The organism is Enterococcus sp. DIV0008 (assembly GCF_050542615.1).
GTDB classification, from domain to species: domain Bacteria; phylum Bacillota; class Bacilli; order Lactobacillales; family Enterococcaceae; genus Enterococcus_D; species Enterococcus_D innesii.
The window spans coordinates 3,365,019-3,379,193 of the sequence record NZ_CP172937.1 but is presented as its reverse complement, the minus strand read 5'-3'; the positions used below and the strand labels follow the sequence as shown (position 1 = coordinate 3,379,193).

General features: G+C 43.0%; 17 protein-coding genes. 13 read left to right on the top strand and 4 right to left on the bottom strand.

Annotation, left to right across the window (positions count from 1 at the left end; genetic code table 11):
- The first annotated feature begins 511 nt into the window (after positions 1 to 511).
- The 4 genes from rpmH (at position 512) to jag (ending at position 2,748) form a co-directional block, all read left to right on the top strand.
- Positions 512 to 646 (top strand): 50S ribosomal protein L34, encoded by a 135-nt coding sequence (rpmH, locus tag IGI84_RS15930; RefSeq protein ID WP_002356012.1) that lies wholly within the window; start codon positions 512 to 514, stop codon positions 644 to 646.
- 147 nt (positions 647 to 793) lie between these two features.
- Complete coding sequence (rnpA, locus tag IGI84_RS15925) at positions 794 to 1,129, top strand: ribonuclease P protein component (RefSeq protein ID WP_015510644.1); 336 nt, start codon at positions 794 to 796, stop codon at positions 1,127 to 1,129.
- Positions 1,130 to 1,147: 18 nt separating this feature from the next.
- Positions 1,148 to 1,972 carry a YidC/Oxa1 family membrane protein insertase gene (locus tag IGI84_RS15920; RefSeq protein WP_077453252.1) on the top strand — a complete coding sequence of 275 codons (825 nt, stop codon included), beginning with the start codon at positions 1,148 to 1,150 and terminating at the stop codon, positions 1,970 to 1,972.
- 17 nt (positions 1,973 to 1,989) lie between these two features.
- Positions 1,990 to 2,748, top strand: a complete 759-nt coding sequence (gene jag / locus IGI84_RS15915; RefSeq protein ID WP_081117592.1) for an RNA-binding cell elongation regulator Jag/EloR — start codon at positions 1,990 to 1,992, stop codon at positions 2,746 to 2,748.
- A 203-nt stretch (positions 2,749 to 2,951) separates the two neighbouring features.
- Here the strand turns inward: jag and IGI84_RS15910 are convergent, their stop codons facing one another.
- Entirely contained in the window at positions 2,952 to 3,281 is a 330-nt protein-coding gene (locus tag IGI84_RS15910) for a heavy metal-binding domain-containing protein (RefSeq protein ID WP_005226284.1), read from the bottom strand.
- Positions 3,282 to 3,519: 238 nt separating this feature from the next.
- Between IGI84_RS15910 and mnmE the strand changes: the two genes are divergently transcribed.
- Positions 3,520 to 4,917: a tRNA uridine-5-carboxymethylaminomethyl(34) synthesis GTPase MnmE gene (gene mnmE, locus IGI84_RS15905; protein ID WP_430600561.1), complete on the top strand. Its 1,398-nt coding sequence runs from the start codon at positions 3,520 to 3,522 to the stop codon at positions 4,915 to 4,917.
- Between the two features lie 33 nt (positions 4,918 to 4,950).
- Positions 4,951 to 6,840, top strand: coding sequence for a tRNA uridine-5-carboxymethylaminomethyl(34) synthesis enzyme MnmG (mnmG, locus tag IGI84_RS15900; RefSeq protein ID WP_368256866.1), 1,890 nt, complete (start codon positions 4,951 to 4,953; stop codon positions 6,838 to 6,840).
- A 105-nt stretch (positions 6,841 to 6,945) separates the two neighbouring features.
- Here the strand turns inward: mnmG and IGI84_RS15895 are convergent, their stop codons facing one another.
- The 3 genes from IGI84_RS15895 to IGI84_RS15885 form a co-directional block, all read right to left on the bottom strand.
- A complete protein-coding gene (locus tag IGI84_RS15895; protein WP_005226263.1) occupies positions 6,946 to 7,464 on the bottom strand; it encodes a helix-turn-helix domain-containing protein in 519 nt (172 codons plus the stop codon).
- Between the two features lie 16 nt (positions 7,465 to 7,480).
- A complete protein-coding gene (locus IGI84_RS15890; RefSeq protein ID WP_081117589.1) occupies positions 7,481 to 7,948 on the bottom strand; it encodes a DUF5626 family protein in 468 nt (155 codons plus the stop codon).
- Between the two features lie 350 nt (positions 7,949 to 8,298).
- Positions 8,299 to 8,751, bottom strand: a complete 453-nt coding sequence (locus IGI84_RS15885) for a DUF2188 domain-containing protein (RefSeq protein WP_081117588.1) — start codon at positions 8,749 to 8,751, stop codon at positions 8,299 to 8,301.
- A 255-nt stretch (positions 8,752 to 9,006) separates the two neighbouring features.
- On the opposite strand from IGI84_RS15885, the gene IGI84_RS15880 reads away from it, so the two are divergent.
- The 7 genes from IGI84_RS15880 to IGI84_RS15850 all read left to right on the top strand — a co-directional run bounded on the left by IGI84_RS15880 (position 9,007) and on the right by IGI84_RS15850 (position 14,172).
- Positions 9,007 to 9,900 carry an SDR family oxidoreductase gene (locus tag IGI84_RS15880; protein ID WP_142965176.1) on the top strand — a complete coding sequence of 298 codons (894 nt, stop codon included), beginning with the start codon at positions 9,007 to 9,009 and terminating at the stop codon, positions 9,898 to 9,900.
- A gap of 38 nt (positions 9,901 to 9,938) precedes the next feature.
- Positions 9,939 to 10,508 carry an alkaline shock response membrane anchor protein AmaP gene (gene amaP, locus IGI84_RS15875; RefSeq protein ID WP_005226259.1) on the top strand — a complete coding sequence of 190 codons (570 nt, stop codon included), beginning with the start codon at positions 9,939 to 9,941 and terminating at the stop codon, positions 10,506 to 10,508.
- 7 nt (positions 10,509 to 10,515) lie between these two features.
- Positions 10,516 to 10,707: a DUF2273 domain-containing protein gene (locus tag IGI84_RS15870; protein WP_005226258.1), complete on the top strand. Its 192-nt coding sequence runs from the start codon at positions 10,516 to 10,518 to the stop codon at positions 10,705 to 10,707.
- 24 nt (positions 10,708 to 10,731) lie between these two features.
- Positions 10,732 to 11,502 carry an Asp23/Gls24 family envelope stress response protein gene (locus tag IGI84_RS15865; RefSeq protein WP_368256863.1) on the top strand — a complete coding sequence of 257 codons (771 nt, stop codon included), beginning with the start codon at positions 10,732 to 10,734 and terminating at the stop codon, positions 11,500 to 11,502.
- 297 nt (positions 11,503 to 11,799) lie between these two features.
- Entirely contained in the window at positions 11,800 to 12,516 is a 717-nt protein-coding gene (rsmG, locus tag IGI84_RS15860) for a 16S rRNA (guanine(527)-N(7))-methyltransferase RsmG (RefSeq protein ID WP_005226256.1), read from the top strand.
- Between the two features lie 11 nt (positions 12,517 to 12,527).
- Entirely contained in the window at positions 12,528 to 13,292 is a 765-nt protein-coding gene (locus IGI84_RS15855; protein ID WP_005226255.1) for a ParA family protein, read from the top strand.
- Positions 13,282 to 14,172, top strand: coding sequence for a ParB/RepB/Spo0J family partition protein (locus IGI84_RS15850; RefSeq protein WP_005226254.1), 891 nt, complete (start codon positions 13,282 to 13,284; stop codon positions 14,170 to 14,172). Before IGI84_RS15855 ends, IGI84_RS15850 begins: the two co-directional genes overlap by 11 nt.
- The last annotated feature ends 3 nt before the right edge of the window (positions 14,173 to 14,175 follow it).

Below are 14,175 nucleotides of genomic sequence, written 5' to 3'. Positions count from 1 at the left end.
AAATTGTCCTCCTATAACTAAGAATAGATATAACTAAAATAGCACGGATTGAAAAAGTTTTCCACAGATTACGATAAAAAAGGTTAGAAAAAAATACTTTTCCACAAAACGGGATAAATGAAAAAAGGAAATGCACATATTCGAAATTCGACTATCCACAGGCAGAAAAAGAATGTGAATAACTGTAAAAAAATCTCCTTTATCCACAGATCAATGTGAAGATCACGCCTTGACAATACTAGGTTTTAGGGCAGTTATCAACAGCTTGGAAAACGATTGTGGAAAACTTTTCTACAGGCTGTTTGTTTGTGGAAAAAGCCAAAATAACTCTGGGGAAAAAGTTATCCACAAAAATTGGCTATAAACAGCAAACCCACACAAATCAAAGGGATTGTGGATAAAGAATGCCCGATTTTGAGCAAACTTCTTATTGACAAACTAGTACTTGACTCGTTATACTATCAAAGTATGTCTGTGCGCATAAGCATTATCCTGATGGAGGTGGAAATAAATGAAAAGAACGTATCAACCAAATAAACGTAAACGTCAAAAAGTTCACGGATTCCGTAAACGTATGAGTACAAAAAATGGACGTCGTGTTTTAGCTAGCCGTCGTCGTAAAGGCAGAAAGGTTATTTCTGCGTAAGCCACTGAATGCCAGTGGTTTTTTTTTATGCCGTTTTTGCGGAATATAGTGTCTGACTTTTGGCAAATATGGTATTATTGACAGGTGAGTGGTTACGGATTCAATCCGTTTCGCGAAGCTTAATTGAAAGAAGTGAAGGAACCGAAGATGAGAAAATCCTATCGAGTAAAAACAGAGCAAGATTTTCAAAAAGTTTTTCAGGCAGGAAATTCTTTTGCAAATCGGAAATTCGTGGTGTATGTCTTACCTAAAGAGCAATCACATTTTCGAGTTGGTTTATCTGTAGGGAAAAAAGTCGGTAATGCAGTGAAGCGAAATGAGATCAAGCGCAAGATCCGTGCAAGTTTAACGGAAATGAAGCCGCGGATCGAACCAGCGGTCGATTTCATCGTGATCGCTCGTCCAAGTATCGCCACTTGTTCCTCAAAGGAAATCTACTCGAATTTAGAGCATGTTTTAAAGCTTGCCAAAATTATTCATTAATGGAAAGGAATTAGTTACGTGAAAAAAGGGAAACGCGTCTTACTATTTTTGGGAGTTCTCTCATTAGTAGTTGTCTTATCTGCCTGCGGTGCAACAGGTGAAGTAAATGCACAAAGTACTGGTCTGTGGGATCGTTACATCGTTTATTATTTTGCAGAGGCGATCAAAGCCCTCTCCTTCGGCAATGCCGGGATCGGGATCATCCTCTTTACATTGATCATTCGGGTCATTTTGATGCCGTTGATGCACTTTCAAACCAAAAGCATGCGCAAAACGCAAGAATTACAACCGAAGCTAAAAGCGCTGCAGCAGCAATATGCCTCAAAAGATACAGAAACACAAAGCAAGTTAAAAGAAGAAACACAACGTTTGTATGCGGAAAACAATGTCAATCCCTATGCCGGCTGTCTACCATTATTGGTACAAATGCCGATTTTGATGGCCTTGTGGCAATCGATCTCACGGGTTCCTGCTTTGCAAGAAGGAAAATTCTTGTGGCTGCAGCTGGGGGATCGTGACCCATACTTCATCTTGCCGATTTTAGCGGCGCTCTTTACTTTTGCAAGTACCTACTTATCAAGTATGAGCCAAGTGGAATCAAATGCGAGTCTGAAAATTATGAATTTCGCTATGCCGATGATGATCTTGCTGATGGGGATCAACATTGCCAGCGGACTTTCCTTGTACTGGGTCGTTTCCAATGCATTCCAAGTTGTGCAAACGTTGATTCTAAATAACCCATTCAAGATTCGCCAAGAAAGAGAAGAAGCCGCCCGCAAAGAACGCGAGCGTGAACGTGCGCTGAAAAAAGCAATGAGTCCTAAAAAGAAACGGAAAAAATAAGAGGAGGTTGCACTGCAATGCCGATTTATGAAAATCTGACAGTAGCTGAAGCAATTCAAGAGGGATTGCAAGTCCTTGGTATCACCAAAGATCAAGCAGTAATCGAAGTCCTGGATGAAGGAAAAAAAGGCTTCTTGGGGCTAGGAAAAAAACAAGCACGGGTCTCCATTGAAAAAAGAATCGTTGAAGAACCGGCACCCGTTGAAGAAGTACCAGCAAAACCGCTGGTAGAACCAAATCCTGTGACGACAGAGGATGCAAGCAGTGTGATGGAGGCGGCCGCGAGCGAACCTGTTTTGCTGACGGATCTTTCCGATGAGGAAGCACTGGCTCAGTTGGGACTCTATCTGACAAATATTTCAAAAGCATTGAATGCACCTGCCTTAGTAAAAACCGCTCGTCAAGACGGCGTGATCGTCTTTCATTTAGAAACGCAAAAACAAGGCATTTTAATTGGGAAGCACGGCAAAACCTTGAATGCATTGCAATATTTGGCGCAAGTTTACATTCATCGCATCGCGAAAAACAAATTATCGATCGTTGTGAATGTCGGGGATTACCGTGAAAAACGTCAAGCGATCTTAGAACGTTTGGCCAGTCGTACTGCTGAAAAAGTCAAACGAACTGGTCGCCCGGTCTTTTTAGAGCCGATGCCGGCGTTTGAAAGAAAGCAGATTCATTCCGTATTGAGTAAAGATGCGTATGTTCAAACTCATTCTGAAGGGGATGAACCGTATCGCTACTTAGTAGTGGAACCTGCGGACAAACGAATTTAATGAAAAAAGGGAAAGGCGCTCTGACAAGCCTTTCCCTTTTTTGATGGGAAAAAGCGATTGACAACAAATTTAAAACCAAGTATCCTTGACTAGAAATCATTCTTATCAAAGTCAACATACGTTACGTAGGTCAGCCTTTGGTATCAAAAAAGAGTCCGTATGCCGCGGACTCTTTTTTGTATTTTTTTTGATGATAGAGGGAATTAGCCGCCGATGGTTGATTGAGTAAATTGAACCACCGTACCATAGGCAAAGATCTCAAGATAGGTTTTGTCGCCTTCGACGATGCGATCGTGTTCGAAATGACAGTTGATCACCGCGTTCGCGCCATAGCTGTGGGCGGTTTCTTTTAAGCGATAAGTCACATCTGCCAAAAGGTCGTTCAAGTTCACAGATGTATCAAATAGATCTACTTCGATTTTGTCTGCCGCAAAGACGATATCCCGCACGACATAAGGCCGATTCACGTTTCCTGTCGATAAAATGATTTCCTTAATGCGGGCAGCACTGTTTGATGATTTGATGGTTTCCATAATAGATCACTCTTTTCTTATTCTTTGCTTTTATTTTAAAGGTTTTTGCGGACAGATGCAAAATTTAAAAGTTTTTGAAGGAAGCTTGCGACTCACGCAAAAATGTGCTAATCTATTTCCAGAATTTAATTGACAAGCAGTCAAAGTGCTAAGTCTACTCGTTTTTATTGATTTTCAATCAATTTGACGGGTGGAGTGGGCACTTTTTTTATGTGAAAAAATAGGAGGAGTATGCAACATGGCGAATATTACGCAAGAATTTGATACGATTGCCGCAATTTCCACCCCGCCCGGCGAAGGGGCCATCAGTATTGTGCGATTAAGCGGGGAAGAAGCGATCGCAATTGCGGATCGGATTTTTCAATCAGGCACTAAAACCCTCGCCCAAGTCCCAAGTCATACGATCCATTATGGTCATATCGTGGATCCAGAGGAAAGTCGTTTGATGGATGAAGTGATGCTTTCAGTGATGAAAAAGCCACGGACCTTTACCCGAGAAGATGTCGTTGAGATCAACTGTCATGGCGGGATCGTGGTCGTCAATCAACTCTTGCAGCTGGTTTTACGCCAAGGGGCACGGCTGGCTGAGCCGGGGGAATTCACGAAGCGGGCCTTTTTGAATGGACGTGTCGACCTTTCTCAAGCCGAGGCGGTGATGGATCTGATTCGTGCCAAGACCGATAAAGCGATGAATCTCGCTGTCAATCAGTTGGATGGCAATCTTTCCCACTTGATTCGGACCTTACGCCAAGAGATTTTAGAGACGCTGGCGCAAGTTGAAGTGAATATCGATTACCCTGAATACGATGATGTGGAAGAATTGACGACCCGCTTATTGCTAGAAAAAGCCACGATGGTCAAAGGGCAGATCCAAGCCTTATTAGCAACTGCCCAGCAAGGAAAAATTTTGCGAGAAGGCCTGAGTACTGCGATCATCGGTCGGCCGAATGTCGGTAAATCCAGCTTATTGAACCATTTATTAAGGGAAGAAAAAGCCATCGTGACAGACATTGCTGGTACGACTCGAGATGTCATTGAAGAGTATGTCAATGTTCGCGGGGTACCGTTGAAACTGATTGATACGGCTGGTATCCGCGAAACAGAAGATGTCGTTGAGAAAATCGGGGTCGAACGCAGCCGCAAAGCACTGGCAGAAGCGGAGTTGATTTTGCTGGTTCTCAACCAAAGCGAAGGATTGACCCAGGAAGACAAACAATTGCTGGAGCTAACTGCTGGCAGCCGTCGGATCATCTTATTGAATAAGACCGACCTTGAGCCAAAACTAGCGCCCGCTGAATTAGTGCAGTACGCAGCAGATGAACCGATTTTTTCTGTCTCTGTGTTAACGAGTGAAGGCTTGGATCAACTGGAACAAGCCATTGCCGATCTATTCTTTGGGGGCAAGACCACTGATAAGGATGCTTCCTATCTTTCTAACACCCGCCACATTGCCTTATTAGAAAATGCCGTTCAGTCGTTGTCTGAGGTCATCCAAGGGATTGAAGCAGGAATGCCTGTTGACTTGGTTCAAATCGATATGACACGCTGCTGGGACTATCTAGGAGAAGTTGTCGGCGATAGTGTCCAAGATGAGTTGATCACCCAATTATTTAGTCAGTTTTGTTTAGGAAAATAAAGAATGCGCCACTGGCGTAAAAAGGAGAACACCATGCAAGAATATCAAGCAGAAAGTTATGACGTGATCGTTGTTGGGGCCGGCCATGCCGGATCAGAAGCGGCCTTGGCAGCTAGCCGCATGGGGGCAAAAACCCTCTTGCTGACCATCAACTTAGACATGGTCGCGTTCATGCCTTGCAATCCCTCCGTCGGCGGACCAGCAAAAGGCGTCGTGGTGCGCGAAATCGATGCTTTAGGCGGAGAAATGGGCAAAAATATCGACAAAACCTACATCCAAATGCGGATGCTCAATACAGGAAAAGGTCCCGCTGTGCGGGCCTTGCGGGCGCAAGCCGATAAACATGCCTATGCGGCTGAAATGAAACGAACGATCGAAAAAGAAACCAATCTGACACTGCGCCAAGGAATCGTTGAAAAGCTGATCGTTGAAGAAGGCGAATGCCGTGGCGTCGTGACCTCTACAGGCGCTCGTTATCAAGCCCAAGCTGTAGTGATCACTGCGGGAACAGCGTTGCGAGGAGAGATCATCATTGGAGAGTTGAAGTATTCTTCTGGACCAAACAACTCCCAGCCATCGATTGGACTAGCCGATCATTTGAAAGAGCTTGGCCTAGAGATCGCTCGTTTTAAAACGGGTACACCACCGCGGGTGAAATCCAGCACCATCAACTATGAGGTAACGGAGATCCAGCCTGGCGATGAACAACCGAATCACTTTAGTTATAGCACACCCGATGAAGCCTACAATCAAAACCAAGAACCTTGCTGGTTGACCTATACGAACGAAGGGACCCACCAAATCATCAACCAGAATTTACACCGGGCGCCGATGTTTACAGGGATCGTCGAAGGAGTAGGTGCCCGTTATTGCCCATCCATCGAAGACAAAATCGTGCGTTTTGCAGACAAATCTCGTCACCAACTATTCTTGGAGCCAGAAGGGTTGAACACTGAAGAAGTATATGTTCAAGGGCTTTCTACTTCTATGCCAGAAGACGTCCAAGTCCAAATGCTGCATTCCATTGCAGGTTTAGAAAAAGCAGAAATGATGCGGACGGGCTACGCCATTGAATATGATGTCGTGGTACCTCATCAATTGCGTCCAACATTAGAAACCAAAGTCATCGAAAACCTCTTTACGGCAGGACAAACCAACGGAACCAGCGGCTATGAAGAAGCGGCCGGTCAAGGCTTGATTGCCGGCATTAATGCCGCTTTGAAAATTCAAGGCAAAGAACCCTTCATTATGAAACGCAGCGACGGTTATATCGGTGTAATGATCGATGATTTGGTGACTAAAGGAACCAATGAACCATACCGTTTATTGACCTCTCGTGCCGAATACCGCTTATTGCTGCGTCATGATAATGCCGATCTGCGTTTGACCGAAGTGGGACATCAAATTGGGCTTGTACCAGAAGCGCAATACGAAGCATATGTAGCGAAAAAAGAAGCTGTTGAAGCAGAAATCAAACGTTTATCCAAAATCCGCATCAAACCAACGCCAGAAGTACAAGCGTATTTGACTGCCAAAGGGACGGCCACCTTGAAAGATGGCGTTTTAGCAAATGAATTCTTGCGTCGGCCTGAAGTGACGTATGCGGAAATGCTGCAATTTATTGAAGCCAATGAAGCATTGAAGCCAAAAGAGATCGAACAAGTCGAAATCCAAATCAAATACGAAGGCTATATCAAAAAAGCTCTTGAAAAAGTGGAGAAACTCAAACGGATGGAAGCCAAACGCATTCCTGAAAACATCGACTATGCCGCTATCAATGGCTTGGCAACAGAAGCCAAACAAAAACTGCAAAAAATCCAACCCGAAACCATCGCCCAAGCGAGCCGTATCAGCGGAGTAAACCCAGCTGATATTAGTATTTTGATGGTGTATATCGAACAAGGGAAGATTGCAAAGGTTTAAAGACGGTTAATATTCTTTGAAAAACCAATTTATAAATGGTAAATAGAGTGTCAAAAGCCCGCTGCGAAAACAATTCGCAGCGGGCTTTTTGTGTTAGCAATTGAATTATTCCACTTTTTCAATCGTAGTGGTTCCCCAATTCATGATGTTGCTGAGATGGACATAGCCATCGTACAAATTCAAGAAAATCGAGAAGGCACAGACGATATAGATCAATACATAAAAATTATTGGCCTTTTTGTTACGCCATAAGACAAAGCCATCTAAAATCAAACCTAATGGAAAGAGAAATGAGCCGATTCCAGCTAACAGTAGCAAGAGCAGACTTTCATCTTTATCTGCTGCCATCGTTCTTTGGAGTAACGACAATTTTTCTTTCTTGTCGTTGATTTCTTGATTGTTGGTTTCGATCCGTTCTTTTAAGGCTTCGTTCTCACGTAAAAGCTCATCAATCGAGACTTGATAGAGATCGCTCAACAAAATCAAATTCTCAATATCTGGATAGCCGCGCCCATTTTCCCATTTCGAAATCGACTGGCGTGAAATCTGTAGTTTTTCTGCGACTGCTGTTTGCGACAATCCCGAAGACTCGCGACAGCTTTTTAATTGTTCTGCTAAAGCCAATGTATGCTCCTATCTGCTATTTAACAACTAGCTTCCCATTTGAGATCGTGGTTACGACACTCCCATTGGTAGTGATTATACCTGCTTTTTGCTTAAACGTACAGGTGGCTTTGGTGGACGTGTGAGTTAATGAACTAGAAGTGATACTTCCTCTGTGAGCAACTAAACTTAAATTCGAAGTGCCTGTAAATTGATTGCGGCTATTGACCGTTACATTATAACTAGCGGTCCAATTACCGGCGGATGTTTTTGACACACGATACGTTCCCGCTGCCAGATTTGCTCGGAATGACGGCAATTTTTCAATGGTCAAAATCACCTCATTGCCTTCTTCATCTACCGTGATCAGCTGCTCATAGGGACTATCTGATGCTAGGTCATAAACGAGTTCTGGTTCTTCCACTGTCTGGGCGGCAGCTGGGAGAGCAAAGAGGAAACAAATAAAAATAAACGGCACAAAAAATAATTTTTTCACAAACACCACTCCTTGTACTTTTGATAATTCAAGTATACAAGGTTTATTTAGTTAAAGAAAGCACAAGCTAGTTTACAGGGGTAACGGATGGTTTACAGTTGTTGCTAAATCAGCATTTCATAGGCTTATTTTTTAGGATGTCGAGAAATTTTAAAAGTAATAGTTCATTCAAAAGGTCTTCGTTTTTTAGGTTTCTGACAACGAACCGCTGCTTTTAAAGAGAAACGTTAAAGAAGCCGTTGCTTTAGTTTTCACTAAACCTAGCTGTGAAAGGAAACAAAAAAGCGAAAGAGTAGGCAACGTTTCACGCCGTTAAAACGACAAACGTAAGGCCTCCTTCCGCTTTTTTGCAGCCAATTTTATTCTCTCAAATCAATATCCTTTTGATGGTCGCCGTCTTTCTTATAAACGTTCACCACGGATTCTTTGTTTTCGGCGATTTCTTTGGCACGGGCGATGGCGTCTGCTTTCTTATCGAAATGATCACTGGCACGTTTGGCCCCTTTGGAACGGACTTGCCATTGGTCGTCTTCATACACAACTTCTACATCCGCATCCATTAAGTTTTTCGCATTCTTATTGGTTTGATGAGCATCGTCTTTTTGCGGATTTTTCTCTTTCTGAAAAGCTTTTTTCTCCTCTTCATCTGCATTGTCATACCATTTTTCTGCTTGACTCGTGGCGATGGGGATCGCCCGATCGTCAGAATAACCATCGGCTAGCAGGGCATTGGCGATATCGATCGCTTTTTTACGAACTAAGGGGTCTAAATTCTTCATTGATGCAGGATAATCACGGACATTCCAAGGCATTGTTTGTTTCCTCCTTTTTGTTGATCCAAGGTCATTTTCTTAGGGGTTCCCTTTTACAGGTACCACCAGTTACTACTCATTAGTTTACGCCCTTCTATAAAAAAGGGAAATCATTTGCTTTTGGTCAAAAATGAGGGCACTTTCTTTTTTCATTTTCTAATAAACGAGGGTTTATTTTTGTTAACAAAGCGTTATATTTCCCAAAAAAAAATGAATGGTTTAGAATTTTATTATAGAGAAAAGGAGGACGTAAGAATGAGTGAACCTATTTTGACTGATCCACGGGAACTTTATCACACGGGTAAATACAGCAAACAGGAACAAGATACGCCTGCTTTACAAGAAGAAATGCGACCAAAACCTGATTGTGGCGAAGACTCTTATGAGGGAAGTCAGCAGTTAGAAAACCGGCGGGTACTAATTACCGGTGGGGATTCTGGGATCGGACGAGCAGCAGCGATTGCCTTCGCCCGAGAAGGAGCAGACATTGCTCTACACTTTTTCCCAGGTGAAGAAGAAGATGCCGAAGAAGTTGCGGGGTACATCAAAGAAGCCGGACGTAAAGTGATCTTGCTACCCTATGACCTGCGAGACGAAGCGGCACCACAAGAGATCGTTGACAAAGCGGTAGCAGCATTAGGTGGGTTAGATACATTAGTATTGAACGCAGCACAGCAAATCACGCGGCCATCGATTGCAGAATTACCGATTGAACAAGTGAAAGACACCTTTATGGTAAACATTATCTCAATGTTTGCATTAGTGAAAGCAGCTGAGCCACACTTACCGGCTGGGGGAGCGATCGTGACAACGACTTCTGTCCAAGCCTTTAGTCCAAGCGCCCATTTAATGGATTATGCGGCAACCAAATCGGCGATCGCCAGTTTTACAGTCAGCTTGGCGAAACAATTTGCTGAAAAAGGGATTCGGGTCAATGGGGTAGCCCCAGGACCAATCTGGACACCATTACAATTAGACCATGGTCAACCGCAAGACCAACTACCTGAGTTCGGTCAGCAAGCATTACTGGAGCGGGCAGGACAACCAGCTGAGCTGGCACCCGTCTATGTCTTTTTAGCTTCCAATAAAGCTAGCTATGTGACAGCACAGATTTATGGTGTTACCGGCGGAGAAGCCATCAACTTGTAAGCTTATCAAAAAATCGGAGAAAAAGGAGGAGGTGTCCTATGAGTAAAGGGTGGAAAATCGTATCAATCATCGTTTCGTTGATCTTTATCACTGTCTTATTACCAATCGTATTAATGAGTAATCCTTATATGCAGCTGCCATTTGGTTTGGACAGCAGAGGCAATGTCGTCACGTATTTCTTTGACAACTTGTTTATGCGTCAATATATGTTTTGGGTAGCTGTTGTCTTGATCGCCTTATTCTTGATCGTGATCTTAGTCGTGCTGTTTTATCCAAAAACCAAAACAACCTTTGTTTTGAAAGAGGATAAGGGCGCATTGACGATCGATAAGAAAGCAATCGAAGGACTTGTACGTACGAAAGTAAATGAAAAAGAATTTGTTGAAGGACCAAAAGTTCATGTCAAAGCGACCAAAAATCGAATTTTAATCAAAATCAAAGGCCGCTTGAAACGGACGTCTGCCTTAGTTGGCAAAACCGAAAACTTAATGGCGGAAATCCAACAAGATGTCCAACGAGTGCTTGGCTCAAGTGAAAAAGTCAAAGTCGAAGTCAATTACGCGAATTTTGAACAAAATGAGACTCCGGAAAACCCGCGAGTAGAATAGGAGGGCTATGATGAACGAACTACAACAATACAAAATCCCATTGATTTTTGGAGCAATCGGCCTTGTTCTGGCTGTGTTGTTTGTAACGATCGGTTTTTTCAAAACATTGCTGATTCTACTCCTAACAGGTTTGGGTTTTGCGCTAGGATTGTATCTCCAACGTACCGGTATCATCGACGAATTTTTTAACCAACAATAACGTATTTTATAGGAGGAATTTTTAATGAATAACGATAAAAACGAATTAAACAATGAAAAAAATGTCAGTGCACATCCAGATCCAGTGGTTCCCAACACCAATCATCAAGCCAATGAAAATGCGATTCCAATGACTGAATCACCTGATCCAGTGGTACCAAATGCTGAAAAAGCAGTAGCAGGACAACAAAATGGACCAAAACCAGGGGATCATCCAGCACCAGGAAATCCAAATCCAGCTGGACATCATCCAGCACCGCCAAAACCTGGACACAACGATTTTGAAGGACCAACCGGGGATGCACCCGTTCATGGTTCATTGACCTATGATGACAAAGTGATCCAAAAAATCATCGGGATCGCATTAGAAAATGTAGATGGTCTGTTGACGGTCGATGGTGGTTTCTTCTCTAATATTGCTGAAAAATTGGTCAATACAGACAATGTGACTGCCGGTATCAATACCGAAGTAGGGAAAAAACAAGTAGCCGTTGATTTAGATATCGTGGTTGAATACGACCGCAACATCCCAGAAATCGCTGACCAAGTCAAAGAAGTCATCCAAAAAGAAGTAACAACAATGACCCAATTAGAAGTGATCGAAGTTAACATCAACGTTGTGGATGTGAAAACGATCGCTGAATACGAAGAGGAACAAGAAACGGTTCAAGACAAAGTAACGTCAGCTGCTTCTAAAACCGGCGACTTTGCTTCACGTCAAACCAACAAAGCCAAACATGCGGCTTCCCGCGCGTCTGATCGTATCGAAGAATACAACGAACCTCGCGTGAAATAAAAAGTTTCATATGAAACAAAAACAAGCATTGATCCTGAGATCAATGCTTGTTTCTTTGCGAAGAAAAGCTGACCAGCAAGGTTGGCAGCCTTGCTGGTCAAGGAAAAATGAAAAAAGTTTTTTGGATTGAAATGAGTATAATTCCCATGCCTTAAACCAACCTTAAAGCCCCAGTTAAAAAATGGTAAATTCTCCTAGAAAGCAATCGCTGGCTATTGCATCACATTGCTTTTTGCGTTAAAGTAGGAACTAGTCTGTGAAACATTTTTCTGTTTCACAAAATAGAAAGGATTCGTTATGCTACCTGAAGAATTTCATGAAGAATTACGCAAAAACGGGATCGTTTTAACCGAAGAACAAATGGAAAAATTCGCTGTCTATTTCGAGCGTTTGGTCGAATGGAATCAGAAGATGAATCTAACCGCAATTACGGAAAAATCAGAAGTGTATTTAAAGCATTTCTACGATTCTGTTTCCTTAGCTTTTGAAACCGCCTTTGACCCGCAAAGTCATTTGTGCGATGTCGGTTCAGGTGCTGGCTTTCCAAGTATTCCACTAAAAATCGTGTTTCCTGAATTAGAAGTGACGATCGTCGACTCTTTAAATAAGCGCATCACCTTTTTACAAACTCTTGTGACGGATCTACAATTGGAAAATGTCCACTTGTACCATGACCGTGCAGAAACATTTGGTCAAAACCCGCAATTTCGTGGGCAATTCGATTATGTGACCGCTCGTGCGGTTGCCCGTTTGAATGTGTTAACGGAACTCTGTGTGCCATTGGTGAAAAAAGCAGGCTATTTTTATGCGCTCAAAGCTGCCAAAAGCGAGGAAGAACTGGTTGAAGCCAAACCAGCGATCTCACTCTTAGGCGGCAAATTTATTGAAGAAAAAAGCTTTACCTTACCGGTCAGCGGCGATGAACGCCATCTTTTGATCATTCAAAAGAAAAAAGAAACGCCAAAGAAATACCCCCGCAAACCGGGAATGCCAGCGAAACAACCAATTAAATAGGAGGAAAATCAATGGCCCGTATTATTTCTGTTGCAAACCAAAAAGGCGGCGTAGGCAAAACCACCACAACGGTGAACCTAGGTGCGTCCTTAGCATTTGTCGGCAAAAAAGTGTTACTCGTAGATATTGATGCCCAAGGCAACGCCACAAGCGGTGTCGGCATTCGCAAACCAGATGTGGAACAAGACATCTATGATGTATTAGTCAATGAAACACCGATCGTTGAAGCGATTTTACCTAGCAGCCGAGAAAACTTGGATATCGTTCCAGCGACGATCCAATTAGCTGGTGCGGAAATTGAATTGACCTCCATGATGGCACGGGAATCTCGATTGAAATCGGCTTTGAATGAAATCAAAGAACAATACGATTATATCTTTATCGATTGCCCGCCATCTTTAGGTCATTTGACGATCAATGCCTTTACCGCCAGTGATTCGATTTTGATCCCAGTCCAATGTGAGTACTATGCATTAGAAGGGCTGAGCCAACTATTGAATACCGTGCGTTTAGTACAAAAACATTTTAACCCTGAGTTAGAGATCGAAGGGGTCTTACTGACGATGTATGATGCCCGCACGAACTTAGGCGCGGAAGTCGTGGAAGAAGTCCGCCGCTATTTCCAAGAAAAAGTGTATGAAACCATTATTCCACGGAATATCCGGTTGTCTGAAGCACCTAGTCATGGATTGTCGATCATTGATTATGATCCACGCTCAAAAGGAGCCGAAGTCTATCAGACGTTAGCAAAGGAAGTGTTAGCCCGTGAAGAATAAAGGGAAAGGATTAGGGCGTGGGATCGATGCGTTGTTTCAAGACCTGCAAGGGTTAGAAGAAGTCGATATCAAGACAGAAAAAGTCGTTGAACTGCCTTTAAACGAATTAAGACCCAACCCTTATCAACCGCGAAAAACCTTTGATGAGCTTTCATTACAAGAACTAGCCAATTCGATCCAACATTCGGGGGTCTTTCAACCGATCATCGTGCGGCAATCATCTGTCAAAGGCTATGAGATCATTGCTGGTGAACGCCGGTTTCGAGCGTCCAAATTAGCTGGCAAGGAAACGATCCCCGCCATCATCCGCAATTTTGATGAAGAAGCGATGATGCAAGTCGCCGTTTTAGAAAACTTGCAGCGGGAAGATTTAAATCCTTTAGAAGAAGCAGAAGCCTATGACATGCTGATGAAGAACTTGAAATTGACCCAAGCACAAGTCGCTGAACGTTTAGGGAAAAGCCGCCCGTATATCGCCAATTATTTGCGGTTACTGTCCTTGCCGAAACTCGTCAAAGAAATGGTTCAAGATGACCGTTTGTCTATGGGGCAAGCTCGGACATTATTAGGCTTGAAAAACAAAGAACAGATCTTAAAATTAGCCAATCGTTGTGTCAAAGAAAATCTGACAGTCCGCCAATTAGAACAAATGGTCGCTGAGATGAACGACACGAAAAACGAAAAGAAAAAAGTGCCGCGTCTGATTCGAGAAAAACCGTACTATTTACGAGAAAGCGAAGAACGGTTAATGGATAAATTCGGCACGAATGTCGAGATCCGCGAAAAAGAAGGCAAAGGAAAAATCGAGATCGAATACCTGTCACAAAAAGATTTAACCCGTATTTTAGATTTGTTGAACATTCAATTTGATGAAGCTTGAGGT

Excerpts from the sequence above, each read along its gene's own strand:
- rpmH (WP_002356012.1), top strand. The coding sequence starts at position 512 with ATGAAAAGAACGTATCAACCAAATAAACGTAAACGTCAAAAAGTTCAC.
- rnpA (WP_015510644.1), top strand. The coding sequence starts at position 794 with ATGAGAAAATCCTATCGAGTAAAAACAGAGCAAGATTTTCAAAAAGTT.
- jag (WP_081117592.1), top strand. The coding sequence starts at position 1,990 with ATGCCGATTTATGAAAATCTGACAGTAGCTGAAGCAATTCAAGAGGGA.
- IGI84_RS15910 (WP_005226284.1), bottom strand. The coding sequence starts at position 3,281 with ATGGAAACCATCAAATCATCAAACAGTGCTGCCCGCATTAAGGAAATC.
- mnmE (WP_430600561.1), top strand. The coding sequence starts at position 3,520 with ATGGCGAATATTACGCAAGAATTTGATACGATTGCCGCAATTTCCACC.
- mnmG (WP_368256866.1), top strand. The coding sequence starts at position 4,951 with ATGCAAGAATATCAAGCAGAAAGTTATGACGTGATCGTTGTTGGGGCC.
- IGI84_RS15885 (WP_081117588.1), bottom strand. The coding sequence starts at position 8,751 with ATGCCTTGGAATGTCCGTGATTATCCTGCATCAATGAAGAATTTAGAC.
- IGI84_RS15880 (WP_142965176.1), top strand. The coding sequence starts at position 9,007 with ATGAGTGAACCTATTTTGACTGATCCACGGGAACTTTATCACACGGGT.
- amaP (WP_005226259.1), top strand. The coding sequence starts at position 9,939 with ATGAGTAAAGGGTGGAAAATCGTATCAATCATCGTTTCGTTGATCTTT.
- IGI84_RS15870 (WP_005226258.1), top strand. The coding sequence starts at position 10,516 with ATGATGAACGAACTACAACAATACAAAATCCCATTGATTTTTGGAGCA.
- IGI84_RS15865 (WP_368256863.1), top strand. The coding sequence starts at position 10,732 with ATGAATAACGATAAAAACGAATTAAACAATGAAAAAAATGTCAGTGCA.
- rsmG (WP_005226256.1), top strand. The coding sequence starts at position 11,800 with ATGCTACCTGAAGAATTTCATGAAGAATTACGCAAAAACGGGATCGTT.
- IGI84_RS15855 (WP_005226255.1), top strand. The coding sequence starts at position 12,528 with ATGGCCCGTATTATTTCTGTTGCAAACCAAAAAGGCGGCGTAGGCAAA.